Origin of the sequence: Luteimonas panaciterrae, assembly GCF_020511115.1 — a bacterium.
Taxonomy (GTDB): domain Bacteria; phylum Pseudomonadota; class Gammaproteobacteria; order Xanthomonadales; family Xanthomonadaceae; genus Luteimonas; species Luteimonas panaciterrae.
In genome coordinates, this window is sequence record NZ_JAJAVH010000016.1 from 19664 (window position 1) to 42140 (window position 22477).

The window sequence follows — 22477 nt, forward strand, 5'->3', positions numbered from 1 at the left end:
TCAACTCGTGACGAAACCGTCGCCAGCGTCATCCATGCGCGCGGGCTCACGCGCGAGCGCATCCACACGCGCATGCGGGGGACCGTGGCGCAACCATTCGGCTAGTGTTTCCAGCGCCGCGGCATCGCCTGCGGCAAGCACTTCGACGCGGCCGTCGGCAAGATTCCTGGCATAGCCGCGCAATCCGAGCCGCGCCGCCTGTTCGCGCGTGGAAGCGCGGAAGAACACACCCTGCACCTTGCCTGCGACATAGAAGCGTGCAGCCGATTCAGTGCGTTCAGGCACTCGGCTTGCCTCCCACCGTGGCGATCTCGGTTTCGATTTCCTTCGCGGTGACCGGGCCGAGGAAATGCTTGGCGATCTTGCCATCCGGTGCGATCAGATAGGTCATCGGCAAACCACGCGGCGTGGCGAAATCCGTCGGCGGATCGTAGACATCGACAATCGCGATCGGATAGACCACCGGATGCTTCTGCAGGAAATCCTGGAGTTCCTTCGGCTCGATCTCCTCGTAGGCGAGTCCGATCACGTCGATGTTCTCGCGCATCGCATCGAGCGCCGACAGCTCCGGCATTTCCTTACGGCACGGCGCGCACCAGGTGGCCCAGAAATTCACCACAACCCACTTGCCGCGGTGCGCGGCGAGGTCGAACTGCTTGCCATCGAGCGTGGCGATGCGCAGGGTTGGGATTTCGGGTTTTGCCGCCGCGGTGTCGTCGGCTGGCTTGGCCGGTTGCGCGACGGGCGGTGTCTGATCTTGCGATGGCTGCGTCGTCGCAGGTTCCGCGGCCGGCTTCGGCGTTTCCTTGCCTGCTTCCGTTTCGGAGCGTTTGCAGGCGGACAGCGCGAGTGCGGCGAAACAAACGGCGAGCAGAACACGTTTCATGGGGATTCCTTGGGAAGATCGTACAAACCGGAGACGCGACGCTTGAGCAGATCGCGCAGGGGAACGCGCAGTTCGTCCAGGATGCCGATGGCCGTCACGCCCAGCGCATCGTCGCGACACGGCAGCATGGCCTCGCCGACCGGGATGCGCAGGTTGCAGGCTTCGTAGAGTTCGGCGAGCGTCAGGTCATCGAGGTCGCGCGCGAGCACCCACTCTCCGGATTCCGCGCGCGTCAGCAGGCGGATCTCGCTGAGCTGGAACAACACCTGCTGCACCAGGGTATCGGTGAGCATTGGTTCCAGCTCCTGAATCTCGTCACTGTGCAGGCCGCGGCCTTCCTGCCGTGCGTTGACGAAACGGCCCAGCATGCGCAGCAGCGCGTAGATTTCATAGCCGACAGGCAGGCGCATCGAGGCCGGTTGATAGCGGAATGCGGAGATCGACGAGGCGAACGAGGCGCCAAGCAGCACCGCGATCCAGCTGAAGTAGATCCACAACAGGAAGATCGGCGCCGAGGCCAGTGTTCCGTAGATCTTCTGGTAGGAACCGAAATTGACCAGATACAGACCAACGCCCCACTTCATGATTTCCAGCAGGATCGTCGCCAGCAGGGCACCGGCGACGGCATATCGCCAGCGCACGGTGCGATGCGGCACGACACGATAGAGCGCCGTGAACGCGGCCAGCTCGATCAGCATCGGCGTCAGACGCAGCATCGTGCTTTCCAGCCATTGGCCGGATGCGGTCTTGAAGATTTCCAGGGCGAAGAAGCGCGTCGACAGCGCCAGACTGGCGGTGGCCACCAGGGTGCCGAGCGTCAGCACGGTCCAGTAAACGAGGAAACGGCTCAGCTGCGGCCGCGCCGCCTTCACACGCCAGATCCGGTTGAAGGCGGATTCGATGCTGTTCAGCGTGATCAGCAGCGAGACGACCAGCGCGATGACACCGACGGCCGTCAGCTGCCCGGTGTTCTGCGAGAACTGCAGCAGATAGCTTTCCACCGCCCGCGCCGCGCTGGGCACGAAATTGGAAAAGACGTAATTGCTGAGCTGGGTACTGAGCCGATTGAACACCGGGAACGCCGACAGCACGCCGAACACCACCATTGACAGCGGCACGAGCGCGAACACGGTGGTGTAGGACAAGGCGCCCGCCGATTCGAACAGGCGGTCGTCGAGAAAGCGGCGCCACAGAAAGCGCAGGAAGGTGCGGTTGCGGGCGCTGTCGCGCAGGCGGTCGCTCCAGCGATTGAGGGTATCCAGCGGTTCCATCAGCCGAAGGGTAGCAAAGTGCGCGTTCGGGTTCGCTGCATCGCGGCCCTGGCTCCCGGCCGCCAGCCCTGCAACACTATCGCGATGGCCGATATCCTCATTCTCTATTACAGCCGCGGCGGATCGGTGGCGAAGCTGGCGCGGCACATCGCGCGCGGCATCGGCGAAGTCGCGGGCATGCACGCACGCCTGCGTACGGTGCCGCCGGTGGCCGCGGTCACGCAGGCGGCGGCGCCACCGGTGCCCGAGGAAGGCGCCCCCTACGTGAGCGCACAGGACCTCGCCGAATGCGTGGGCCTGCTGCTGGGCAGCCCGACGCGGTTCGGCAACATGGCCGCGCCGCTGAAGCATTTCATCGACGGCCTGGGCGCGGAATGGGCCAGCGGCACGCTGGTGGGCAAGCCGGCGGCGGTGTTCACTTCCACCGCGACGATGCACGGCGGCCAGGAATCGACCCTGCTGTCGATGATGCTGCCACTGCTGCATCACGGCTGCGTGCTGGTCGGGCTTCCCTTCACCGAGCCGGCGCTCACCACCACGCGCGGCGGCGGCACGCCCTACGGCGCCAGCCACATCTCCGGCGCACAGGACGATCCGACGCCGAGTGACGACGAGTCCGCGCTCGCGCGCGCGCTCGGACGCCGCGTCGCGCAGATCGCGGCCAGGCTTTCGACATGAGCACGCTGATATGAGCCTGCGCCCCGCCCGCATCGTTCTGGCATTGGCGCTGTTCGCGCTCTCGGTGCTGTTCTCGTTGTGGTTCTATGAAGACCGTCATCGCATCGCCGTCCTGCTCATCTTCGTGCTGCCGCCACTGCTGTTGTTGATCGGCGTACTGCGCGGTGGCGCCAAGGCGGCGTTCTGGAGTGGCGTCGTCGGCCTGTTCTGGTTCTCCCACGGCGTGATGGTGGCCTGGAGCCGCCCCGCCGAGGGCGGCTACGCATGGTGCGAGATCGTGCTGGCGCTGCTGATTATCGGCGCATCGAGCTGGCCGGGCCTGAAAGCGCGTTTCAGCAAGCCCAAGCAAAAGCAGTCGGAGTAAAATTCACCCTTCGCAGGCGTGTGCCCTGCCCCACTTCCGGACATCCGCATGGACGAGCTGCTCATCGTCACCACCGGCGGCACCATCGACAAGGTGTATTTCGACGACAAATCCGACTACCAGGTCGGCGAGCCGCAGATCGGCCACATCCTCGAGGAACTGGGCGTGGCGTTCCGCTTCCGGGTGATTCCGATCATCCGCAAGGATTCGCTGCACATCAGCGCCGAGGATCGCGAGCTGATCCGCGCCACCATCGCCGCGCAGCCGACCAGGCATGTGCTGATCACGCACGGCACCGACACCATGGTCGACACGGCGAAGGTGCTCAGCGGCATCGAAGGCAAGACCATCGTGCTGACGGGCGCGCTGAATCCGGCGCGCTTCCGCGGCTCCGATGCCGAATTCAACATCGGCTGCGCGGTCGGCGCGGTGCAATCGCTGCCACCTGGCGTGCACATCGCCATGAACGGCCGCATCTGGGATCCGCTGAAGGTGCGCAAGAACGTCGCCGCCAATCGTTTCGAGGCATCCAATTAACGCGATGGATGCCGGCGGCGATCCACGCATGGCCGGATTGCCGGCCGATGCGGTCCAGCGCCTGCATGGCGCGGCGCGCGCGATTCGCGATGGCGCGTTCGACATCGCGCAGCGATTGCTCGGCGAAGTGCTCGATGTCGCGCCCGAACATCCGGAAGCCCTGCGGCTGAGCGGCATCCTCAACAATCAGCGCGAGCGATATGCCGATGCACAGGCGTTTCTGTTGCGTGCGCTGGCGCAGCGCCCGGATGATCCCTACATCTTCATGGATCTCGGCAGCGCGCAGCAGGGCCTGGGCGAGCGCGATACCGCGCATGCCTCATGGCAACGCGCCTGCGAACTGGCGCCACACGAACCGATGCCCTGGTTCAACCTCGGTCGCAGCCTGCAGCTGGAAGGCAGCACCGAAGCTGCGGTGGGTGTACTGCAACGCGCCTCTGAACTTTCTCCGGACCTGTTGCCCGCGCGCATCCTGCTCGCCGATGCGCTGGCGCATCTGGGTCGTTTCGATGAGGCCGATGTGGAGTACCGTGCCGCGCTGCAACTGCATCCGGCCTGCGGCGACGCCTGGCGCGGGCTCGCCAACATCAAGATGCGGCCGCTGTCCGAACGCGATCGCGAGGAACTGGCACTGCAGTTCCGTCGCGCCAACATCGCCGAAACCGATCGCATCGCGATGGGCTACGCACTGGGCAAGGTCTACGAAGACCATGGCCGGTATCCCGAAGCATTCTCGGCTTTGAACGAAGCCAACTTCCGCATGCGACGCTTGTCGCCCTGGGATGCCGACGGCTTCCACACCTATACCGATGCCGTGATCGCCGCGAGCGAGACGCTACCGGCGCCATTGGACGCGACCTTGGGACGCGAAGCGATCCTGATCGTAGGCCTGCCGCGCTCGGGCTCCACCTTGTTCGAACAAATCCTGGCCGCGCATCCGCAGGTGGAAGGCGCCAGCGAACTCAATGATCTGGGTGAGGTGATCCGCGACGAATCGATCCGTTGCAACGAGCCTTTCCCGCGCTGGGTCGCCGCCGCCACCGCGCAGGATTGGCAACGGCTGGGACAGGACTATCTGCAGCGCACGGTGCGCTGGCGCGCGAACCGTCCGTACTTCACCGACAAGATGCCGGAGAACTGGCTGTACGCCGGCGTGATGCGCGCCATGTTGCCCGGCGCGCACATCATCGACACGCGACGCGATGCGCTGGAAACCGCCTGGTCGTGCTTCAAGCAGCAGTTCTATCGCCTGCCGCACTTCGCTTGCAGCCTGACCGACATCGCCGCATACCTGCGCGACTGCGAGCGCGCGATGACGCATTGGCGCAATGCCGATCCGCAGCACATCCGTACCCAGTCCTACGAAGCCTTGCTTGCCGATCCCGAGAACGAGATTCGCGCACTGCTCGACTTCTGCGGCTTGCTCTTCGATGCGCGCTGTCTCGATTACCACCAGGCCACACGCAGCGTGCGCACACCCAGCGCTTCGCAGGTGCGGCAGCCGTTACGTCATGACACGGCGCGTTCCGCGCATTACGGGCCCCTGCTCGATCCGCTGCGGGCAGCTTTGCAAAGCTGATCCATATTTCGTTCGCGGAAAAAATTGCGGCCGTCTCACGACGGCCGCAATCGTGTTGCATGCCCTCTCGGGCCTTGAAACGACTCAGTTCGGTGAACGCGTGGCCTTCAGGTTGATACCGGAAGCCGCGGTATAGCCGCGCACGCGAATGTAGTACGTGCTGCCCGAGGTCGGATTGTTGAAGGTGCAGGTCTCAGTGTTGCCGCCGGTGTACGGACGGCAGTTGTAGGTGCTCGTGGTCGGTGCCGAACCCACTCGCACGTACAAATCACCATCGCCCGTGCCGCCCGAAGTGGCGACGACCAGCTTGGTCGTACCCGCCGGGATTCCCACGGTATAGGTCGACGACCAGGCACCGGAAGCAATCGCCGGCAGGTTCACATCGAGCACGACCACGCCATCAGTGGGAGTTCCGGCGCAGCTCACGCCGACCGACGTGAACGCCGCGGTGACGTCAGCCTTGGTGAGGCCGAGATCCGTCGCCGCGGTCTCCACGCCGCAAGCGCCCTGGTTGAAGTTCGTGCTGGAAGTCCAGTACAGGTCGTTGGCGCGTGCGAACACCTTGAACGCATTCACGGTGCCCCAGCCCGGCTTCTGTGCCAGCAGATAAAACGCCTTGTTGTACACACCGGACGAATAGTGCACGTCCAGACCGTTGTAGTAATCGGCGGCGTTGTCGATCGACTGGCCATCCTGCGGCGGATTGTTCATGTAGCGCAGGGCCTGACCGGCCGCCTTGAAGATCTCGGCACCCACCCAGAAGTCGTTGCTGCCCTTGAAGTAGAACTCGGCCGCTTCACCGGCGATGTCGGAGTAGGCTTCGTTGATGCCGCCCGACTGACCGGAATAGGTCAGGTTGGAGTTCTGCTCGGTGAAGCCGTGCGAGACTTCGTGCGCCGAAACGTCGAGACCGACCAGCGGATAGAACGTGCTGGCACCGTCACCGAAGGTCATCGACGAACCGTTCCAGAACGCGTTCTGATAGTTGTTGCTGTAATGCACGCGCATCATCAGCTGGAAGGTCAGCGGCGGCTTGCCGATGTAGGCGTTGTACATGTTGTAGACGACACCACCGAAATAATGCGCGTCGTTCAGCGGCGAATAGGCGCCATTGATCGTCTTCACGGTGTTGCGCGGGCAGGTGTACGAGAACGCGGTGCTGCCGCTGGTGCCGTGGTTGAGGTTCACGGTCTTGACGTTGGTGTTGTTCATCGTGCATGTGGTGCCGCTCTGCGTCACGTCCAGGTAACCATAGTCGGTGCCGTACTCGTACTGACCGGTCTTCTGATTGCCGCCGGGGCCGGTACCGATCAGGGCATGCTGCAGGTTCTCGTAACGATGCAGGACCTGACCCGAGTTGGCATCAAGGATGATGACCGGACGCGTCGGCTTGCCGCCCTGGGCACTGTCGGCGAAGAAGGTCACGACATAGGCCAGATGCGCGCGGCCGTTGTCGTCGACGTAGATCATCTTCGTGCTTTCCTCGCGCTCGATACGCGAGGCGAGCAGCTGCTGGCCGAGCGCGATGCTCTTGCCGAGGTTCAGCGCCTGCGTGCGGCTCAGTTTCGACGCGGTGCTGGTGATCTCGCTTTCCAGGCCGGTGATGCGCGTGCCGAACAGGTTGCGCGCATTGCCCTTGCCGTCCTCGCTCACGACGATCTGCTCGCCGTAGATCGGGATGCCTTGATAGGTCTGCTGATAGCGGTGATAGGTTCCGAGCTTGTCATGCCGTGTGCGGATTTCGCGCAGCGAGGATCCGGTGTCGAGGCCGACGAGTTCGGCATGACGATCGGCAGCCTTCGCGGCCACACCCAGGGAAGCGCTGGCCCTGGCGTACTGGCTGTTGAGCTGCGCGAGATTGGCTTTCTGCAGGTCGTCGCGATTGGCGGCTTGTGCCGAGAGCGCCGACAGGGCGAGCGCGAGCGGGGTGACGGCGATGAGCTTCAGGGAACGATTGCGGGAATTCACGATCTGTATCTCCTCAAGGTTGGATTTGCGATCGCCCGAATGGGCGTCTCTCTCTGTGCTATTCCAACTGCACGTCGATGCGGCTTTGCATGCCACGCGACGTTTCCGCTGCTGTTCGAGAACACCTCTCCTTCCCATCCCCAATGGGTCAGGTGTCCTGCGCAGCTCTTGGGGTTACGCGGTGTTGTGTCCGACGAATGTGATGCCAATGCACATCCACGCTGTATCCAGCGCGGCAGCGCCATGATCGATGCCGGAGACCCACGCCCACGCGCCGGCACCACGCGTCATCACCATCGGCCGGGAAGCCGACGGCGGTTGCCGCGAAGTACGCAAACGAATAGACATGAAGGTTCCGACCTCCGCACGATCAGCCATGGAGAGCTGCACGTCGGGTTCGAGTCGAACCATCCTCCCGACGTAAAAATGGACGCAAGACGTTCCGCGTCCTGAAACGACCTTATCGAAGGTTTCAAACTCGATTCACGCCGCAGTTGCAGCAAAAACGAGCGTGAAATCGTGATGGCACCCCCAAAACAACCATAAGAACAATTTCACGTGCAACTGATCACGACGCACGTGTAGAGCGCGTGAAAACGTAACGTGCGCGAATTCGCACATTGATTGGTCCGCGTGACAAAAAAAGACCCCAGGGCTACCGGGGTCGGAGAGGCCCGACATTGTCGATGCGCTCGCTTGAGCGCAACGCTTCGGGATTCGAACGTGGCGTTGCCGCGACTGCTTGCGGACTCGAGAACCTGACGCTAAGCGACACCACCAGTAGCGATCAAGCTGCAGTGCAATACGACGAAGCAATCAACATGAAGCAACCGACATCATGAGAGTCAGGCACGAACCAGGATCTGCATGGCGCCGGCAATCTGATCTCGATTGCATTCGCATCCATTGTCACCATCAGCCGCAGTCGCAAAACAAAATCCCGGCGCCAGGCCGGGATTTTGTCCGATGCCTGCCGGCATCACCTCAGAACGTGACGCTCCAGCTATTGATGTAACCGGTGTCGCCGCTAGCGTTGTCGTTCACCCGCAACTTCCAAGTGCCGTTGAGCGCTTCGCTCGACAGGTTGAAGGTGAAGGTGCCCGTCAGGTTGTCGGCGCTGCCGCCCGCGTAGTTACTGATGTTGTACAGACTGCCGTCCGGCGCCACCAGATCCACCTTCAGATCTCCACGATAGGTGTGGACGATGTTCACCGAGACCGACGCATTGGTCGGCGCGTTGCCAGTGCGGCCGGACACGGCAATCGGGCTGTCCACCGTCGCGTTGTCGCTGATGGTGTAGTCCGTGTTGTTGGTATAGGTCTGCGCGCTGCTGCCGGCGGTGTAGCTGCCGGTCAGGCTGAGACCGGAGAACGTCGAGTAACCGCGCACCAGGACGTGATACGTGCCGGTTTGGGCCGTGGTGATGTTGCAGGTCTCGGCGTTGGTGCTGCCTTCCGACTTGCAGTCGTAGCTGGACGTGGACGGCGCGCTGCCGAACTTCACGTACAGATCGGCATCGCCGCTGCCGCCGGACGTCACGAACTTCAGATTGCTGGCTCCAGCCGGAACGCTCAAGGTGTAGCGCAGTTCGGTGCCCGCGCTACCGGACAAGCCAGTCACCGCCACACCATTGGCCAGCGTGCCACCGGTCGGCGGCGGCGTGGTGCCCGTGGCCGCGTCGACCGCCGCCTTGGCATTGACGATGCCGGCACCAATGGCTTTGTCCGGCGTGCTCGGGAATGGCCTGACGCTGCCCTTGATCAGACTTTCGATCTGCGCCGGTGTCTTGGCGCCGCCATTGGCGGTGGCCGCAGCCTGCATCAACGCCACCACGCCCGCGACGTGCGGCGTCGCCATCGATGTGCCGCTGTAGCTGGCATACGTTTCCGAACCCTGCGTCTTCGAACCGGAGTTGAGCGTCGAAAGAATGCCGGTGCCCGGCGCGGCCAGGTCGACTACCGATCCATAACTGGATTCCTGGAAGCCGGTGCTCCAGATCGAACGCTTGCCCTGGCTGTCCACCGCGCCCACGGTGATCACGTTGTTGCAGTTGGCCGGATTGTTTTCCGAGGCGTCGTTGGCATCGTTGCCCGCGGCCACCACGACCGTGGTACCGCGACCAACCGCACCATTGATCGCATTCTGCGTGGTGGTGTCGCAAGCGCCGTAGCCGCCGAGGCTCATGTTGATGACCTCCGCCGGATTGGCGTTGGCCGGCACACCGCTGACCGTGCCGCCCGATGCCCAGATGATGGCGTCGGCGATGTCGGAGGTGTAGCCGCCACAACGTCCGAGCACGCGGATGGGCGAGACCTTCGCACCGTAGGCGACGCCGGCGACACCCTTCGAATTGTTAGTGACCGCAGCGATGGTCCCGGCGACATGCGTGCCATGCCAGCTGGAGGAGGAAGACGGCGGCGCGTTGGAACCGCAGTACGAGTTCTCGTACCAGTCACCCGGATCGTTGGGGTTCGAATCACGGCCGTCGCCGTCCACCGACACGTCGGTGTCGCCGATGAAGTCGTAGCCGGCCACGAGGTTGGCGCTGAGATCGCTATGCGGCGTGATGCCGGTGTCGATCACAGCCACCACCGTGCCATTGCCGTTCGTGATGTCCCATGCCTGAGGTGCGTTGATGCCGGCATCGGCGTCGGTATAGCCCCACTGCTCGCCATAGCGAGTGTCGTTGGGCGTCAGCAGCGCATGCATCATGCGATCGACCTCGACGTATTCGACGTTCGGGTCGGCGGCGATCTGCCGCATCAATGCTTCGGCCTCGACACGATTGAGTTTGCGGTCTGACTTCAGCACGTCGGATTGGATCGCCAAACGGCGCAGATGCGTCAGACCCAGCGCCTTGCCCTTCGCGGCGGGCAGTGCACGCGCGGCCGTGCTGGCGGCGCGACGCACGGTCGCGACGTCGGCCGCCTCCGGGCTGCCGCTGCGATATTTGACGATGAAACGGTCGAAATGCTCATCACTCTTCAATCCGTTGAGATTGATGCGATCTGCGGCGAACGAAGACATGGATACCAGAGAAGACAACGCCACCGCGGTAGCGGCCGCGAGCGCATGCACGCGCACGCGACGATTCGAAATTTCAAACATGAGAGCACAACTCCTGAACGTATGTGTGTGCCGCGAGCGCGGCAGACAAGGCCCAACGGGAACAGACACGGCGATGGCCGCATCTCCCCTTTCCTCATTGGGAACCTGGACGGGAACCCGGAAACCGGGTTCCCGTCCGACGCTAAGGAAGGCTTATCTATCGTTCAAGCTGCAGTCGCAGCATTCGATTCCGCAACGCAATTCGAGGCAATCACCCTACCCTTGCGATTGCATGCGGACAGAAACACGCTTCTTTTCACAGTTGCGTGTTCGCGCATGCAACAGACATCATCTTCAATATGGACGCAGTGCTCAGAACGTGACGCTCCAGCTGTCGATCTTGCCGGTGTCCTGCGATGCATTGTCGTTCGCGCGCAGCTTCCACGTTCCGTTCAATGTTTCACTCGACAGATTCAACGTCACCGTCTTGTTGATGTTGTCGGTACTGCCGCCGCTGCGGTTGTGGATGTTGTACAGCGTGCCGTCCGGCGCCACCAGATCGACTTTCAGATCGCCGATGTAGGTGTGCACGATCGCCACCGTCACCGAGGCGTTGCTCGGCGCGCTGCCGGTGCGTCCCGACACCGAGATCGGGCTGTCGACTGTGGCGTTGTCGTTGATGGTGTAGTCGCCGGTGTTGCTGTAGGTCTGCGTGCCCGGGCCCGGGCCAGGACCGCCACCACCGGTGGTCTTGCCGAGTTCACCGAGGAAAGCCAGGCCAAGCTTTGCGAACTTCGCGCTGTTGGCCGCGCTGTTGCCCATGTTGGTGAGCGTGTCACTGGAGGTATGGATGTATGGGAAGTACTCGCCTGTTTCGTCGCCGGCCTCGAACATCATGGCCGCGGGGAAGCCGGCGCTGGTCCAGGAGGCATGATCGGAGCAGCCGTAACCGCAGGTGTAGGTGCCACGCGTGAGCCCAAGCGGCTGGAGATACGTATCGAACAGGTCGGTGAGGAACTGCTTGAGCGCCGTATTGCTGTTGTCGGTGATTAGCTGCATGTCGACGCCCGTGCCGACCTTGTAGTTGGTCATGTCGAGCTGGAGCACGCCGACGACATTCTTGCCCTGCGTCTTGAACGATTGCGCGATCGCGTTGGAGCCACGCAGACCGACTTCCTCGGCGGCATAGCCCATGAACATGACGGTGCGCTTCGGCTTCCATCCGCTGGCAGCGGCGACGCGAATCACTTCGGTAAGCGTGGCGATGCCGGATGCATCATCGTCGGCGCCCGGCGCGTTCATGTTCGAGCCGCTGCCGCTGGAACTGATCGAATCCAGGTGTGCGCCCAGCACGACGATTTCGTTGGGTAGTTCATTGCCCTGGATGGTGAGGATCACCGACGGCTGCGTGGAGCAGGTGCTGCACGTGGTGAACAACGCGGCTGAGGCGTCGGTACGGCCGCTGACCAGGCCTGCCCAGGTGTCGCGAATCCAGTTCGCGGACTGTTGACCGGTCGTGGTGGAGTAATAGCGGTTGTTGTACGAGGTCGAGAGGTGGCTGATGGTGCTGAGGATGTTCGACGCCTGTACCTGCGACAGCCACGGGTTGACCGTCGTCTGGTTGTCGATGGTGTAGCTGACGAGCGCGGCGCGCTGTACGGCCTGCGTGGTCTGATCAGAGCGGATGAAGGCTTCCGCCTCGGCCAGCGTGTCGAAAGCGAAGAACCCGCCGCAGCGCTTCTCGCGCGTGTGGATCGTCTCGCTGATCGCGGGCAGCTGATGCGCCTTGACTTCCGAGATCACGAGGGAATGACCGAAGCTGTCCTTGCGCGCGAGGCCAGTGCGCGCGGAACTCTGGATGCCGGCGCGATAGGTTGCGTCCGAACTCACCAGATAAACCGGTGCGAGTGCATCTTCTCCAGTGGCTGCTCCAGCGCCTGATACCGAATGACCGATCACGTTCTGCGCCGAAGCGCTTGCGAAACAAAGCGGCGCACAGACCGCCAGCAACCCTGCAAAGGTTCGAAGTGATTTCATGAAGTCGCTCCTGCTCTTCCGTTGACGAGTGTCATCGGATATGGATGGTTGGTTGGATGCGATGATGGCCTCGTGAAATGCGAGGCATAGCGACGCTAAGTGACGCTTGCAACGACGATCAAGTTGCAGTCGCAGCATTCCGGCCGCATCAAGCGTGAGATGGCTCACGGTTCGCGCCAACAAAAAACCCCGGCACGTGGCCGGGGTTTTTCGCTGTTCTCGCCGACTAACGGCGGATCAGAACGTGACGCTCCAGACATTGAGCTTGCCGACGTCGCCGTTGGCGTTGTCCTTCACGCGCAGATTCCACGTGCCGTTCAACGCCTCGCTCGACAGATCAACGGTGTAGGTCTTGTTGATGTTGTCGGCACTGCCGCCGGTGCGGTTGTGCAGCACGTACACACTGCCATCGGGCGCGATCAGATCGACCTTGAGATCGCCGATGTAGGTATGCGTGATATCGACCTTCACCTGGGCGTTGTTCGGCGCGTTGCCGGTGCGGCTGGCGACCGCGACCGGGCTGCGGAACGAGCCGTAGTCGGTGATGTTGAAGTCGGTATCGTTGGTGTACGTCTGCGTACCGCCGCCGCCACCGCCGCCGTAGTCGCCCACCAGGGTCACGCCCGAGTAGGACGAATACGCCTTCAGGCGCACGTAGTACTTGCCCGCGGTCGGCGTCGCGAACGTGCAGACCTCGCTGTTGCCGCTCTTGTAGGGACGGCAGTCGTAGCTGGTGTCGGTCGGCATGCTGCCCAGCTTCACGTACATGTCGGCATCACCGGTGCCGCCGGAGATCGTGAAGGTGAGGTTGGACGAACCTGCCGGCACGTCCAGCGTGAAGGTCAGCGCCTTGCTCGTCGCCGCGGCAAGACCCGTCACCGCCACGCCCTTTTCCAGCACGACCGGATCCGGATCAGGCGGCGGGCCGCCACCGCATTCGACATCGACCGCGGCGAACGCCGCCGTGACGTCGGCCTTGCTCCAACCCTGATCTTCCGCCGCGGTTTCGACGCCGCATGCGCCCTGGTAGAAGTCGGTGGTGGTCGTCCAGTAGTCGCGGTTGGCCACTGCGAAGGCGAGGAATGCCTTCTTGGTATCCCAACCGGTGGTGTGCGCCAACGTGTAGAAGGCCTTGTTGAAGACGCCGGACGAGTAATGCACGTCGAGGCCGTCGTAGTAATCGTTGGCGCTGCCGATGGAGTCGCCGTCCAGTGTCGGATCTTCCATGTAGCGCAGCGCCTGTCCGGTGGCCTTGAAGATCTCGGCGCCGACCAGGAAATCGTTGCTGCCCTTGAAGAAGAATTCAGCGGCTTCGCCGGCGATATCGGAGAAGGATTCGTTGATGCCGCCCGACTGGCCTTCGTACTCGAGACCGGAGTTCTGCTCGGTGTAACCGTGCGAGACCTCGTGCGCGAGCACGTCCAGGCTGACCAGCGGATAGAACGTGTTGAAACCATCGCCGAACGACATCGTCTGCGTCGACGGGCTCCAGAACGCGTTCTCGTAGTTGGTGCTGTAGTGCACCTTCAGCGTCACCTTGCCGGTGAGCGGGGACGCGTTGAGGTAATCGCTGTACATGTCGAAAACGACATGGCCGAAGTAGTGCGCGTCGTTGAGCGGCGAATAGGCGCCGTTGATCTCCTTCACCGTGTTGCGCGGGCAGGTGTACGTCCAGGGCGTGGAGCCGCTGGTGCCGCCGTTGAGATTGATCGTGGTGACCTTGTCCGAGTTCATCGTGCAGTTGGTGCCGCTCTGCTCGACGTCGAGGAACCCGTAGTCGGTCCCGTACTCGTACTTGCCGGTCTTGATGTTGCCGCCAGGGCCGGTGCCGACTTCTGCATGCTGCAGGGCGTCGAACTGCCTGAGGACGTTGCCGTTGTCGGCGTCGATGAAGATCACCGGATTGGTCGCGGCGCCGCCCTTGGCGGAATCGGCGAAGTACGACACTTTGTATGCCAGACGCGCGCGGCCGTCGTTGCCCACGAAGACGACCTGCTCGCTGCGCTCTCCCTCGACACGCAGAGCGAGCTGGCGATCGCCAAGATTCACGCTCTTGGCGCGCGACAGTGCCTGGCTAGCCGTCAGCTTCGGCTTGGCACCGGACAGTTCGCGCTCCAACCCTTCGATCTTCTGGCCGAACAGCGTGCGGACGCGTCCATTGGCGTCTTCGCTCACCACGACCTGTGCGCCGTACACCGGAAGACCTCGGAACTGCTGCTGGTAGCGGTAGTTGCGCACACCATTCGGCAACGTGTGCGACTTCAGCGGACGCAGCGTCGACTCCGCACCGAGCGTCAGCAGTTGCGCATGGCGCTGTTCCGGCTGCTTGAGAACGCCGACCGCGGCCACGCTGGCGCTCGGTCCGGCATTCAGTTGTGCGATGTTCTCTCGATGCAGGTCCACCTTCGTCGCCGCTTGCGCGGACAGGGCGGCGCAGGCGAAAGCGAGAGGGGTGATTGCAAACAATCGCAGAGGATGTTTCTTGATCACGTCTGTGGTTCTCCTAAGGGTTGGATATGCGACCGTCCATCCGGGCGGTCTCTCTCGAGCGTTTCCAACTGCGGAACGTCCGCCGGCCCCCTCCCGGGCGCGAAGTCCGCACTGCTGTTCGAAGGTCCGGCGCTGCACGATGCCCGGCAGGTGCCGGCATCTCCGGGCCCTGCGCAGTTTCAGTTCTTGCCTGACATCACCTTCGACGAAGAGACACCAACCCATGCCCAGGCTCCTGCCGGCACGGCTGCGAGGCGGTGGCGAGATTCCCCGGAAGCGCATTCGATGCCGACCGTTCGCGGCGCGTCCATGCACACGCGCGGCCGCAGCCTGCGCGCCTGAGGACGGCCTCGGGTTGGGTACGGCATCAAAACCCCCGGATTCAAACCGCATCGCGGACCGGCGGCGTTGTCGAAACGGCACCGCCGGAATAAAGACACGTGAAGATCACGTGTCCATGAATCGACCTTAAAGGACAACGGGGGTGCGGTCCATGCCGCAAACGGCGCGATACGACATTCCTCGCGCGCCACTCATCACAGTTTTACGACGCGACCGTTACAGCCGCAACGGAATAACGGACCTATAACATCCCGGTTTCGAGACGCGCCGCTTCCGACATCATGTTGCGATTCCAGGGCGGGTCGAAGACGAGTTCGACGTCGGCCTCGGCGACCGTCGGGATCATTTCCAGCTTGCTGCGCACATCGTCCACGAGGATGTCGCCCATGCCGCAGCCAGGCGCGGTCAGGGTCATCTTCACTTCCACGAATCGGTTGCCGTCGTCGCGACGGGAGACGTTGGCTTCGTAGACCAGGCCCAGGTCGACGACGTTGATCGGGATTTCCGGATCGAAGCAGGTGCGCAGCTGTTTCCAGACCAGCACCTCCACCGCTTCGTCGTCGGCGCCGTCGGGCAGCGACAGCGGCGACGGCGGTTCCTTGCCGATCGCATCCGCGTCGTGCCCGGCGATCCGGAACAGATTGCCCTCGATGAAGACCGTGTAGCTGCCGCCCAGCGCCTGGGTGATGTAGCCGATGCTGCCGGCCGGCAGGGTCACGGCCTCGCCTTGCGGCACCAGGACGGCGGCGCAATCGCGTTCGAGTCGGACGGGTTCGCTGCTGCGGGAATACATGCGGGGGAAATGGTGGCGGCGGCAACGCCGCGCAAGGTGCGCATTGTATCGGCGGCATAGGCGGTATGCTGTTCCGTTTTGCGACCGGCACCGTTCCGCATGGCCTCCGCTCCGCCAGCACCCCGACCCGCTTCCCGACCGCCTTCCCGCTTCCCGACGCCGCTGACGCTGGTGCTGCTGCTGATCATCAGCTGCGGCATCGCCGCGGTCTGGGCGCTGGTCTCCCTGTACACGGGCAAGCAGAGCACCTGGATGGCCGTGGTCGCCGCCTTCGACGCCGTATGGGTGCTGCGCGCCTGCCGCGTGCGCGCCGGCTGGGGGCGCGCCGCCAGCGCGGTGCTGGGCACGATCGTGGCCGTGGCCTTCGCCAACTGGAGCATCGCCGCCACCCGCATGGGCCTGCCGCTGGGCATCCCGCCCTGGGATTCGTTCGTGCGGCTGGGGAGCGACCACGCCTGGACGCTGATCTCGCTCACCAATTCGGCGCTGGACGTCGCCTGGATCGGTGCGGCGCTGGTGGTGGCGGCCGTCGCCGGACGCTGACCGGGCCGCGACAGCCGCTAGCGCAGCACCACCGACAGCTGCTGCTTGAACAGCCGCTCCGGGATGTAGTTCAGATAGCCCAGATAGATCGCCTGATCGATCAGGGCACCCTTGTTCTCCACCGCGAACTTGCCCTTCATCGCGTCGATGTGGTTTTCCACCGTGCGCGGGGACAGAGTGAGGATCGCGGCGATCTCCTTGATCGTCTTGCCGCGCACGAGGAAGAACAGCACTTCCGCCTCGCGCTGGCTCAGCTTGATCGCGCCGCGCTGATGGTGGTCGAGGATGTAGCTGCCCTGCCCGGTCAGATGGCTTTCGAGCTGGATGCCGGTCTGCACGCGCCCCAGCAGCGAGCCCAGCTCGACGGTATGGGCCGAAGTGATGTCGGCGAGGTGGAAGATCGTGCCGACCACCTTGCCGTTCTCCTCGTCGACCAGAGGCGTCTTCGTGGACAGGTAGGCACGCCATTCGCCGCCGGCGAAAGGATGGATGTCCAGCACGCGCAACGGCTGCATGCTCAGCATCACTTCCTTGTCCTGCGCCCGGAACAGATGCGCGCAGGCCACCGTGTCGCAAGGCATGTCGAAATCGGTGCGGCCGATCGCTTCGAGATTGTGTTTCAGCCCGACGGCTTCCGTGTAGCGCGAATTGGCGTAGAGGAAGACCGAGTTCTCGTCCTTGCAGCCCCAGAGTCCGGGCATCTGGTCGAACAGCGAACGCAGCCGCGCGTCGATCTCGTGGGTCATGCCGGCGCCTCCTCTCGCGCGGGTGCGGACGGCACCACGAACCGGTCGCTGCCGAGATGATCCGGACTGCAGGCGAACAGCAGGATCAGCGGATCTGTGCCGGTGTTTTCCAGCTGGTGGGCCATGCCTGGCGGAATGCGGAACAGCGCGCCGCTGCCGATCGGCTGCGAATCCACCTGCGCAGGCGCCTCGGGATGCCAGGTGCGGATCGTGCCGACACCGCCGAGGATGATGTAGATCTCGTCGCCCTGTCGGTGGTAGTGCGGATTCACCGAACGGCCTGGCGCGATCTCGGTGATGTAGTAGCTGCAGGCCGGGTCGTCGAGAACGTTGGCGATGCGGATGCCGGCGGTGTCATCCTGGCGCGTATCGCTGGCCAGCAGGCTGAACGCGTTGCGGATGGTCAACGGTACGAACGAGGTTGCGTTGGCAGCGGAAGAACGGGCCTTCATGCCCGGAGTATGGCATGCGTCACGGTGCGGATCATGGCGAGGCGGGCGGTGCCGAACGTGCCGAAAAGAAAGCGGCACATCCCTGTGCCAATCCGTGCCCCAATGGGCCAGGGCTAGCCTACTTTTTACGCGGATGCGGGCGGTACGGCATCCGGGCAAATCACGCTTGTCGCCTTTGCGAAAATCTGTTAACTATCACGCTTCCCGCATGGCCACCTGCCGCGATTTCCGCGGACGGACGCAGTCCCGATCCATCGAAGCGGTAGGCGGCGACCTGTTCTTGGCGCTAAGCACGGCGGAGAATTCCCCCAGGGTGCCGGCCACGATCTGGTGATATTCGGTATCAACGGTAGAGCCGTTGTCTTGATCGTGTGTGTAGACATCACCACGATCCTCCGTCGTTATATTCAGACGGGTAGTCTCCGAGGGGCGGCGAGTCGACTCTGCGCGTTGAATTCGGCAGACAACCGTGACAGGAAGCCCAATTCAAACTGGGGCCGCTCCTGACCTTCCCATGCAAAATCGATACGCCTGTGCATGGATGCTTGCGAGTCACCGGGTTACGAGCGGATCGCGCACTGGCGGCAACGGCATTCTTTGCGCAATATCGCCAAAGTCACAGGGGAAGACGGCATGAACGACACACTGCACGGCACGCGCGCGTCCAGGCCATGGCGATGGCTGCTTCTAGGCGGAATCGTGCTCGGCACTCTCGATGCGATCTTCGCGATCGCGTTCTGGTATCCGAAAGGCGTCACCGCCACGCAGATCTTCCAATCCATCGCCAGCGGCCTGCTCGGCAAGGCCAGTTACGAAGGCGGTGAGGCAACGGCGTGGCTCGGCGCCGGTCTGCACTACTTCATCGCGACGACGATGGTGGTGGTCTATTACCTCGTCGCGCGCTGGTGGCGCATGCTCGTTCGCCATCCCATCGCCTACGGGTTGCCGTATGGCATGGCGCTGTATCTGGCCATGAACTTCGTCGTGCTGCCGCTTTCCGCTGCCGGAATGCCGAAGTTCAACAACCTGCCGTGGGTGGGCAGCAGCATCGTCATGCACGCGATCTTCGGCGTGATCTGCGCGCTCACGGCGCGCAAGGCCATACGAGGCTGATGCCGACGACGGCGTGGCTCAGTGCCCGCCGCCGTCCAGTGCTTTCAATTCGCTGACCAACGCGTTCGCCATCTCGCTGCCGTCGCCGTACAGCATACGGGTGTTGTCGGCGTAGAAGAGCGCGTTCTCGATGCCGGCGAAGCCGGTGCCCTTGCCGCGCTTGATGACGATGGTGTTCTTGGAATTCACCACGTCGAGAATCGGCATGCCGTAGATCGGCGAGGCCGGATCGGTCTTCGCCACCGGATTGACCACGTCGTTGGCGCCGATCACCAGGCTCACGTCGGTGTTGGCGAACTCGGGGTTGATGTCGTCCATGTCGGCGATCAGATCGTAGGGCACGCCCGCTTCGGCCAGCAGCACGTTCATATGGCCCGGCATGCGGCCCGCCACCGGATGGATGGCGAATTTCACCTTCACCCCACGCTCCATCAGCTTCTGCGTCAGCTCCCAGATCTTGTGCTGCGCCTGCGCCACCGCCAGGCCGTAGCCCGGAACGATCACCACGCGCTCGGCATACGCCATCATCGCGGCGACGTCACCGGCCTCGATGGGCTTCTGCGTGCCGGTGATCTCCTGCGCTTGCCCGCCACCGCCGAAGTTGGAGAACAGCACCGACTTGATCGAGCGGTTCATGGCCTTCGCCATCAACCGTGTCAACAGGATGCCCGCCGCACCGACCATCATGCCGGCGATGATCAAGGCTTCGTTGCCGAGCACGTAGCCTTCGAACGCCACCGCCAGACCGGTGAAGGCGTTGTAGAGCGAGATCACCACCGGCATGTCGGCGCCGCCGATGGGCAGCGTCATCAGCACGCCGAGCGCGAGCGCGGCGACGAAGAACGCGACGATCACCGGCACGCCGAGCGAGTGGATGGCCAGAGCGCCCAGCACCACCGCGGCCAGCGCCACCAGGCCGTTGAACATCTGCTGCCCGGGGAAGGTGTAGCGCTTGTCCATGCGGCCTTCGAGCTTGGCCCAGGCGATGATCGAGCCGGTCAGCGACACCGCGCCGATCAGCGCGCCGATCACCGCGAGCACGAGCGTGACGAGCGGCGGCTCAATCGACATGCCGATCGGCGTGCCGGTCACCGCATCGACTTGATAGACGCTGTTCAACGCCGAGAACTTGAACAGTTCCACCGCGCCGATCGCCGCCGCCGAGCCGCCGCCCATGCCGTTGAACAGGGCCACCATCTGCGGCATGTCGGTGATCGCGACCTTCTTGCCCCAGACCCAGGCGACCGCGGTGCCGATGGCGGTGGCCACGACGATCAGGCCCAGATTGTGCAGACCGGGCAGGAAGAATGTCGCCACGGTGGCGATCAGCATGCCCACGCCCGCCCACTGGATGCCGCTGCGCGCGGTCTTGGGCGAGGCCATGCGTTGCAGGCCGAGCAGGAACAACGTGGCGGCGACGAGATAGCTGGCCTTCACCAGAACGGACAGCCACACCATCACTTCTTCTCCGGCTGCTTGGAGGACTTGAACATGTCCAGCATCCGCTCCGTCACCACGTAGCCGCCGGCGGCGTTGCCCGCCCCGAGCAGCACGGCGAGGAAGCCGATGACTTTTTCGAGCGTGGTGTCGGCGTGACCGAGCACCACCATGGCGCCGATCAGGACGATGCCGTGGATGAAGTTGCTGCCGGACATCAGCGGCGTGTGCAGGATCACCGGCACGCGCGAGATGATCACGTTGCCGGCGATGGCGGCCAGCATGAAGATGTAAAGCGCCACGAACCCGTCGCTCACCGCTTGTCTCCCCGCAACCGAAGTTCCCCGCATCATAGAGCCAGTCGTGTGATTTTGGGGACGTCGCGGGATCGGGGCGCGCACATGGCTGTCAACCGATGCCGCGACCAGACGTTTCCATTGCAACCAACCCGATCCGTTCGCAGACCCGATGACATGGCCTCGGCCGCGCGCCCGCAAGCGAAAACCCCGCCCGTTTCCAGCGGAATCCCGGCTGATTTGCGGAATGTTTCCCGGCATGCGGCCGGCACCGGCGCCGCGACAGCCGCGGTTGCGCGTGGGCACCTTATGCTCGTGCCGGTGAGCGCAGACGCTGCCCGCCTCGATCCCCCGCCCGCGCCGGAGGCGGTCAGCCTGGACCAGTTCCTGGCCGACACCGGGCCGCGCGCGTTCCGCTTCGCCGAGCTCGGCCTGCGCCACCGCGAGGACGCGCTCGACGTCGTGCAGGAGGCGATGATGAAGATGCTCGCCTATCGCGACCGGCCAGCCTCGGAATGGTCGCCGCTGTTCTGGAGCATCCTGCGCAGCCGCATCATCGATGCCCAGCGGCGCCGGACGTTCCGGCTCGGCTGGCTGTTCAACGCGGGCGATGCCGGCGACAGCACGCCGGATTGGGCCGACGACCATCAGCCGGATCCGGCCCGGGCGCACGACAGCCGCGAGGCCTACGCGCAGTTCGTCACGGCGCTGCGCGAACTGCCGCGCCGTCAGCGCGAAGCGTTCACGCTACGCGTGCTGGAAGAATTCGACGTCGCCGATACCGCGCGCATCATGGGATGCAGCGAGGGCTCGGTGAAGACACACCTGTCGCGGGCACGCGAAGCGTTGCAGCGGCGACTGGAGGATTTCGCATGAACGATACGCCTGAAAACCAGATGCATCAGAACGACCAGGATTCTAAGGAGCACGCTTTCAAAGAGCATGCTTTCGACGCCGCGATGCGGCAGCGCTACGCCGAGGCGACGACACAAGTGTCGGCGCGGACCCAGGCGCAATTGCATCAGCGCCGTCGCCAGGCGCTCTCCACGCCACGACGGGCGGCCTCACCCCTGCGCCGTTATGGCTTGGCGGGCGCGACCGCATGCGCGGCATTGTTCGCGGCCGTGCTGGGCCTGCAATGGCAGCAGGAAAACCGAGTGCAGCCCACGCTCGCGGCACCATCGGCCCCCATCAGCGCGGACGCCGACGATGACGACGGCGGCCTGTACGACCAGAATCCTGATTTCTATCTTTGGCTGGCCTCCCAGGACGCCCAGTCCCTCGCGATGGAGTGACGCATTCATGACCCGCCTCGCCCCCCGTCGGCTTCTCTCTGGCATGTTCCTCGCGCTGCTGCTGGGCGCCCATGCCGTGAACGCGGCACCGCCGCCCCTTCCGCCTCCGCCGCCACCCGGCTCAGTATCGATGCCGGACTGGGAGCACCTGTCGCGGGAACAACGCGAACTCCTGCTGGCCCCCGTGCGCGAGCGCTGGAATTCGAATCCGGACGAGCGCGCACGCATGTTCGAACGCGCGCGACGCTGGCAGGAAATGACGCCGGAACAACGTGTGCGCGCCCATCGCGGCATGAAGCGCTGGGATCACATGCCACCGGAGCAGCGCGAGCAGATGCGCGCCATATTCGAGAAGCTGCGCGCATTGCCGCCCGAGCAGCGCAAGGCACAGATGGAGCGCTTCCGCGCGATGACGCCGGAGCAGCGCAGGATGTGGCTGGAGAAGCAGCAACTGACGACGCCGTAGACACCGAGGCGACATCGATCGCCTTGAGTGTGTTCGTCAGACGGATGTGAAACATGCAAAGAGCCCTCCTCATCAAGAAGGGCTCCAAAGCAAACCTGCAGAAGCGCACTAATCGTTCTTGCGCTGTTCGGTGGTA

Annotated in this window: 21 protein-coding genes and 1 pseudogene; 9 read left to right on the forward strand and 13 right to left on the reverse strand. The window is 63.7% G+C overall.

The genetic code is table 11. From position 1 onward, the window contains the following. From LG367_RS16305 to LG367_RS16315, 3 genes are read right to left on the reverse strand one after another with little or no spacing between them, the layout of a single operon-like run. Positions 1-285 carry an acylphosphatase gene (locus LG367_RS16305; RefSeq protein ID WP_226470327.1) on the reverse strand — a complete coding sequence of 95 codons (285 nt, stop codon included), beginning with the start codon at positions 283-285 and terminating at the stop codon, positions 1-3. Continuing rightward, positions 278-886: a TlpA disulfide reductase family protein gene (locus LG367_RS16310; protein ID WP_226470328.1), complete on the reverse strand. Its 609-nt coding sequence runs from the start codon at positions 884-886 to the stop codon at positions 278-280. Before LG367_RS16310 ends, LG367_RS16305 begins: the two co-directional genes overlap by 8 nt. Continuing rightward, the gene (locus LG367_RS16315; RefSeq protein ID WP_226470329.1) at positions 883-2157 is read right to left on the reverse strand and encodes a YihY family inner membrane protein; all 1275 of its coding nucleotides are present in this window, start codon (positions 2155-2157) and stop codon (positions 883-885) included. The genes LG367_RS16310 and LG367_RS16315 overlap by 4 nt, the downstream gene beginning before the upstream one ends. A gap of 84 nt (positions 2158-2241) precedes the next feature. Here LG367_RS16315 and wrbA point away from each other — a divergent pair, with 84 nt between their 5' ends. Genes wrbA through LG367_RS16335 form a run of 4 tightly spaced genes read left to right on the forward strand, consistent with a single transcriptional unit; the run spans position 2242 to position 5315 of the window. Then, positions 2242-2835, forward strand: a complete 594-nt coding sequence (wrbA, locus tag LG367_RS16320; RefSeq protein ID WP_226470330.1) for an NAD(P)H:quinone oxidoreductase — start codon at positions 2242-2244, stop codon at positions 2833-2835. Positions 2836-2845: 10 nt separating this feature from the next. Beyond that, positions 2846-3199 (forward strand): DUF2069 domain-containing protein, encoded by a 354-nt coding sequence (locus LG367_RS16325; RefSeq protein ID WP_226470331.1) that lies wholly within the window; start codon positions 2846-2848, stop codon positions 3197-3199. A 48-nt stretch (positions 3200-3247) separates the two neighbouring features. Further along, positions 3248-3736 carry an asparaginase domain-containing protein gene (locus tag LG367_RS16330; protein ID WP_226470332.1) on the forward strand — a complete coding sequence of 163 codons (489 nt, stop codon included), beginning with the start codon at positions 3248-3250 and terminating at the stop codon, positions 3734-3736. A 28-nt stretch (positions 3737-3764) separates the two neighbouring features. Further along, the gene (locus LG367_RS16335) at positions 3765-5315 is read left to right on the forward strand and encodes a tetratricopeptide repeat-containing sulfotransferase family protein (RefSeq protein WP_226470333.1); all 1551 of its coding nucleotides are present in this window, start codon (positions 3765-3767) and stop codon (positions 5313-5315) included. An 84-nt stretch (positions 5316-5399) separates the two neighbouring features. Here LG367_RS16335 and LG367_RS16340 read toward each other — a convergent pair whose 3' ends face one another. The 6 genes and pseudogenes from LG367_RS16340 to sufT form a co-directional block, all read right to left on the reverse strand. Further along, positions 5400-7283, reverse strand: a complete 1884-nt coding sequence (locus tag LG367_RS16340) for a M4 family metallopeptidase (RefSeq protein WP_226470334.1) — start codon at positions 7281-7283, stop codon at positions 5400-5402. Between the two features lie 984 nt (positions 7284-8267). Next, positions 8268-8558 (reverse strand): proprotein convertase P-domain-containing protein, encoded by a 291-nt coding sequence (locus tag LG367_RS16345; RefSeq protein WP_226470399.1) that lies wholly within the window; start codon positions 8556-8558, stop codon positions 8268-8270. Positions 8559-8624: 66 nt separating this feature from the next. Continuing rightward, positions 8625-10391, reverse strand: a pseudogene (locus LG367_RS16350) (S8 family peptidase); the annotation flags it as partial. A 312-nt stretch (positions 10392-10703) separates the two neighbouring features. Further along, the gene (locus tag LG367_RS16355) at positions 10704-12221 is read right to left on the reverse strand and encodes a M20/M25/M40 family metallo-hydrolase (protein ID WP_226470335.1); all 1518 of its coding nucleotides are present in this window, start codon (positions 12219-12221) and stop codon (positions 10704-10706) included. Positions 12222-12605: 384 nt separating this feature from the next. Continuing rightward, positions 12606-14858, reverse strand: a complete 2253-nt coding sequence (locus LG367_RS16360) for a M4 family metallopeptidase (RefSeq protein ID WP_226470336.1) — start codon at positions 14856-14858, stop codon at positions 12606-12608. A gap of 583 nt (positions 14859-15441) precedes the next feature. Then, positions 15442-15993, reverse strand: coding sequence for a putative Fe-S cluster assembly protein SufT (sufT, locus tag LG367_RS16365; RefSeq protein ID WP_226470337.1), 552 nt, complete (start codon positions 15991-15993; stop codon positions 15442-15444). 99 nt (positions 15994-16092) lie between these two features. On the opposite strand from sufT, the gene LG367_RS16370 reads away from it, so the two are divergent. Further along, complete coding sequence (locus LG367_RS16370; protein WP_226470338.1) at positions 16093-16536, forward strand: hypothetical protein; 444 nt, start codon at positions 16093-16095, stop codon at positions 16534-16536. 17 nt (positions 16537-16553) lie between these two features. Here LG367_RS16370 and LG367_RS16375 read toward each other — a convergent pair whose 3' ends face one another. Together LG367_RS16375 and LG367_RS16380 are read right to left on the reverse strand one after the other, a co-directional pair. Further along, positions 16554-17282, reverse strand: coding sequence for a helix-turn-helix transcriptional regulator (locus LG367_RS16375; RefSeq protein WP_226470339.1), 729 nt, complete (start codon positions 17280-17282; stop codon positions 16554-16556). Beyond that, a complete protein-coding gene (locus LG367_RS16380; RefSeq protein WP_226470340.1) occupies positions 17279-17734 on the reverse strand; it encodes a cupin domain-containing protein in 456 nt (151 codons plus the stop codon). The genes LG367_RS16375 and LG367_RS16380 overlap by 4 nt, the downstream gene beginning before the upstream one ends. Positions 17735-18367: 633 nt before the next feature. Between LG367_RS16380 and LG367_RS16385 the strand changes: the two genes are divergently transcribed. Then, positions 18368-18847, forward strand: a complete 480-nt coding sequence (locus LG367_RS16385) for a hypothetical protein (RefSeq protein ID WP_226470341.1) — start codon at positions 18368-18370, stop codon at positions 18845-18847. An 18-nt stretch (positions 18848-18865) separates the two neighbouring features. Here the strand turns inward: LG367_RS16385 and LG367_RS16390 are convergent, their stop codons facing one another. Further along, positions 18866-20305: an NAD(P)(+) transhydrogenase (Re/Si-specific) subunit beta gene (locus LG367_RS16390; protein WP_226470342.1), complete on the reverse strand. Its 1440-nt coding sequence runs from the start codon at positions 20303-20305 to the stop codon at positions 18866-18868. After that, a complete protein-coding gene (locus LG367_RS16395; RefSeq protein ID WP_226470343.1) occupies positions 20305-20601 on the reverse strand; it encodes an NAD(P) transhydrogenase subunit alpha part 2 in 297 nt (98 codons plus the stop codon). The genes LG367_RS16390 and LG367_RS16395 overlap by 1 nt, the downstream gene beginning before the upstream one ends. Before the next feature lie 288 nt (positions 20602-20889). Here LG367_RS16395 and LG367_RS16400 point away from each other — a divergent pair, with 288 nt between their 5' ends. From LG367_RS16400 to LG367_RS16410, 3 genes are read left to right on the forward strand one after another with little or no spacing between them, the layout of a single operon-like run. Beyond that, on the forward strand, positions 20890-21456 hold the full coding sequence (locus LG367_RS16400; RefSeq protein ID WP_425490998.1) for an RNA polymerase sigma factor: 567 nt from the start codon (positions 20890-20892) through the stop codon (positions 21454-21456). Continuing rightward, the gene (locus LG367_RS16405; RefSeq protein WP_226470345.1) at positions 21453-21875 is read left to right on the forward strand and encodes a hypothetical protein; all 423 of its coding nucleotides are present in this window, start codon (positions 21453-21455) and stop codon (positions 21873-21875) included. The genes LG367_RS16400 and LG367_RS16405 overlap by 4 nt, the downstream gene beginning before the upstream one ends. A 7-nt stretch (positions 21876-21882) precedes the next feature. Next, a complete protein-coding gene (locus LG367_RS16410; protein ID WP_226470346.1) occupies positions 21883-22341 on the forward strand; it encodes a DUF3106 domain-containing protein in 459 nt (152 codons plus the stop codon). Positions 22342-22477: the final 136 nt, after the last annotated feature.

Excerpts from the sequence above, each read along its gene's own strand:
- LG367_RS16310 (WP_226470328.1), bottom strand. The coding sequence starts at position 886 with ATGAAACGTGTTCTGCTCGCCGTTTGTTTCGCCGCACTCGCGCTGTCC.
- LG367_RS16315 (WP_226470329.1), bottom strand. The coding sequence starts at position 2,157 with ATGGAACCGCTGGATACCCTCAATCGCTGGAGCGACCGCCTGCGCGAC.
- wrbA (WP_226470330.1), top strand. The coding sequence starts at position 2,242 with ATGGCCGATATCCTCATTCTCTATTACAGCCGCGGCGGATCGGTGGCG.
- LG367_RS16325 (WP_226470331.1), top strand. The coding sequence starts at position 2,846 with ATGAGCCTGCGCCCCGCCCGCATCGTTCTGGCATTGGCGCTGTTCGCG.
- LG367_RS16330 (WP_226470332.1), top strand. The coding sequence starts at position 3,248 with ATGGACGAGCTGCTCATCGTCACCACCGGCGGCACCATCGACAAGGTG.
- LG367_RS16335 (WP_226470333.1), top strand. The coding sequence starts at position 3,765 with ATGGCCGGATTGCCGGCCGATGCGGTCCAGCGCCTGCATGGCGCGGCG.
- sufT (WP_226470337.1), bottom strand. The coding sequence starts at position 15,993 with ATGTATTCCCGCAGCAGCGAACCCGTCCGACTCGAACGCGATTGCGCC.
- LG367_RS16370 (WP_226470338.1), top strand. The coding sequence starts at position 16,093 with ATGGCCTCCGCTCCGCCAGCACCCCGACCCGCTTCCCGACCGCCTTCC.
- LG367_RS16375 (WP_226470339.1), bottom strand. The coding sequence starts at position 17,282 with ATGACCCACGAGATCGACGCGCGGCTGCGTTCGCTGTTCGACCAGATG.
- LG367_RS16380 (WP_226470340.1), bottom strand. The coding sequence starts at position 17,734 with ATGAAGGCCCGTTCTTCCGCTGCCAACGCAACCTCGTTCGTACCGTTG.
- LG367_RS16385 (WP_226470341.1), top strand. The coding sequence starts at position 18,368 with ATGAACGACACACTGCACGGCACGCGCGCGTCCAGGCCATGGCGATGG.
- LG367_RS16390 (WP_226470342.1), bottom strand. The coding sequence starts at position 20,305 with ATGGTGTGGCTGTCCGTTCTGGTGAAGGCCAGCTATCTCGTCGCCGCC.
- LG367_RS16400 (WP_425490998.1), top strand. The coding sequence starts at position 20,890 with ATGCTCGTGCCGGTGAGCGCAGACGCTGCCCGCCTCGATCCCCCGCCC.
- LG367_RS16405 (WP_226470345.1), top strand. The coding sequence starts at position 21,453 with ATGAACGATACGCCTGAAAACCAGATGCATCAGAACGACCAGGATTCT.
- LG367_RS16410 (WP_226470346.1), top strand. The coding sequence starts at position 21,883 with ATGACCCGCCTCGCCCCCCGTCGGCTTCTCTCTGGCATGTTCCTCGCG.